The following is a 2,945-nucleotide window of genomic DNA, read 5'->3' on the forward strand; positions in this document are numbered from 1 at the left end:
GCGACGACAAGCTCGCGATGCAGGTCTGGCATCGCGACGCCGAGGTCGATGCGCAGTACACCGGCCTGTTCCGCGAACTGCTCACCTACATGATGGAAGACCCGCGCAACATCACGTCCTGCGCGCATCTGCTGTTCATGGCCAAGAACATCGAACGCATCGGCGACCACGCCACCAACATCGCCGAAAATACCTATTTCCTGGTGCATGGCGAGATGCCTGCCGGCCTTCGCGAAAAGCGCGACCAGACCAGCCAGTAAGACGCCCCAGTTCCGACAAAAACCCGCCTTCTGGCGGGTTTTTTCTTGCGCTCCCGGGTCGATTCACGCTCGCCTCCGGCACGGCCAGCAGGGCCGGAACCCCCACCGCCGCACGGGCGGCCGGAAGCCAGATCGGGTAGACTGCGCCGGCTCGATGCTCGGTACGGGAGATAGTGGCGAAAGCCACTGCCGAAGGCGCAACGCCCGTAATCGCTCAGGACCCAGAACCGTACCGCGCGAGCGACTCTGGAGAGACCGGTGACAACCGGCGCCGAAGGGGCAGTGGACCGCATCGCGGTTCCAAACTCTCAGGCAAAAGGACAGAGGGGCGAGTGGGGCTTTCGAGCGGCGCAAGCCGCGAGCCTGCGAGCGCCATCGCCCTGCACGGCGGTGGTCGAAACGCCCCATTCGTGGACCCCCTCCATCCCTGTCCCGGACCTGTCATGAATCGCGAATCCCTGCGCCAGCTCGAGCACCACGACGCCTTCCTCGAACGCCACATCGGCCCCAACGACGCCGAGATCGCGCACATGCTGCGCGTCGTCGGCCACGACTCGCTCGACGCGCTGACCGATGCCATCGTGCCGGCGAGCATCAAGTCGACTGCGCCGCTGTCCTTGCCGGCGCCGGTCACCGAAGTCGAGGCGATCGCGCAGATCCGCGCCATCGCCGACAAGAACCAGGTGTTCCGCAGCTTCATCGGTCAGGGCTATCACGGCACCCACACGCCGAACGTCATCCTGCGCAACATCCTCGAAAACCCGGCCTGGTACACCGCCTACACGCCGTACCAGGCGGAGATTTCCCAGGGCCGCATGGAAGCGCTGATCAACTTCCAGACGATGTGCGCCGACCTCACCGGCATGGAGATCGCCAACGCCTCGCTGCTCGACGAAGCCACCGCCGCTGCGGAAGCGATGACGCTGGCCAAACGTTCCTGCAAGTCGAAGTCGAACGTCTTCTTCGTCTCGAACGGCGTGCATCCGCAATCGATCGAAGTCATCCGCACCCGCGCCGAACCGTTGGGCATCGACGTCGTCGTCGCCGACGACAGCGAAGCGATGGCCCTCGACGCCTTCGGCGCATTGCTGCAATACCCCAACACGTTTGGCCGGGCCGGCGACTACCGCGCGCTGGCCGATGCCGTGCACGCGCGCGGCGGACTGGTCGCCGTCGCTACCGACCTGCTCGCGCTGACCTTGCTCACGCCGCCCGGCGAATGGGGCGCGGACATCGTCGTCGGCAACTCGCAGCGCTTCGGCGTGCCGTTCGGTTTCGGTGGTCCGCATGCCGCGTTCATGGCCTGCCGCGATGCCTACAAGCGCTCGATGCCTGGCCGCCTGATCGGCGTGTCGATCGATGCCGAAGGCAAGCCCGCGTATCGCCTCACCCTGCAAACCCGCGAGCAGCATATCCGCCGCGAGAAAGCGACCTCCAACATCTGCACCGCGCAGGTGTTGCTCGCAGTGATGGCCAGCATGTACGCCGTCTATCACGGCCCCGATGGCCTGACGCGCATCGCCCGCCGCACGCATCGTCTCGCCACGATCCTCGCCACCGTACTGCGCAAGGCCGGCATCACGGTCGGCGGCGATTTCTTCGACACGCTGCACGTCACCGGCATCGATGCCGCATCGATCCACGCCAAGGCGAATGCGGCGCGGATCAACCTGCGCGTGATCGATGCCGGCAGTCTCGCGATCGGTCTCGATGAAACCAGCACGCGCGAGGACGTAACGAAGATCGCTGCGTTGTTCGGCGCGAATGCCGACGGTATCGAAGCCCTCGACGCCGCCACCGCCGACGCACTGCCCGTCGGTCTTCTGCGCAGGAGCGATTTCCTCACGCATCCGGTGTTCAACACCCATCACAGCGAACACGAGCTTCTGCGCTACATGCGCGCACTCGCCGACAAGGACCTGGCGATGGATCGCACCATGATCCCGCTTGGCAGCTGCACGATGAAACTCAATGCCACCGCCGAGATGATTCCAGTGACCTGGCCCGAGTTCGGCAACCTGCATCCGCTTGCACCAGCGGCGCAGGCGCTCGGCTACAAGCAGTTGATCGACGGTCTCGAGGCCATGCTGGTCGAATGCACCGGCTACGACGCGGTAAGTCTGCAACCCAACTCCGGTGCGCAGGGCGAATACGCCGGTCTGCTGGCGATCCGCGCCTACCATCGTTCGCGCAACGAGGCGCATCGCGACATCTGCCTCATCCCGGAATCCGCGCACGGCACCAATCCGGCCTCGGCGCAGATGTGCGGCATGACGGTGGTCGTCACCAAATGCGATGCCAACGGCAACGTCGATGTCGAGGACATTCGTCGTGCGGCCGAAAAATACAGCGGCCGCCTCGCCGCGTTGATGATCACCTACCCGTCCACGCACGGCGTGTTCGAGGAAGCGGTGGTGGAAATCTGCGAGATCATCCACGCCCACGGCGGCCAGGTGTATACCGACGGCGCCAACATGAATGCGCTGGTCGGTCTCGCCAAGCCCGGCAAGTACGGTTCCGACGTCTCGCACTTGAACCTGCACAAAACCTTCTGCATTCCGCACGGCGGTGGCGGCCCGGGTGTCGGGCCGGTCGCGGTGAAGGCGCACCTGGCGCCATTCCTGCCGGGTGATCCGATGGGTACCGACGGGCCGGCTCCGGTGTCGGCGGCCAATTACGGGTCGG

2 protein-coding genes and 1 riboswitch are annotated in these 2,945 nt (G+C 65.3%); both genes read left to right on the forward strand.

The window, feature by feature from the left end; all coding sequences use genetic code 11:
- The coding region (locus VKM35_RS11225) for a phosphate signaling complex PhoU family protein (protein ID WP_324321108.1) at positions 1 to 260 on the forward strand (260 nt) is incomplete at its 5' end.
- Between the two features lie 236 nt (positions 261 to 496).
- A riboswitch (glycine riboswitch) is annotated at positions 497 to 594 on the forward strand.
- A 109-nt stretch (positions 595 to 703) separates the two neighbouring features.
- On the forward strand, positions 704 to 2,945 hold a 2,242-nt coding region (gene gcvP / locus VKM35_RS11230), incomplete at its 3' end, for an aminomethyl-transferring glycine dehydrogenase (RefSeq protein ID WP_324321109.1).

The organism is Arenimonas sp. (assembly GCF_035312645.1).
Classification (GTDB): domain Bacteria; phylum Pseudomonadota; class Gammaproteobacteria; order Xanthomonadales; family Xanthomonadaceae; genus Arenimonas.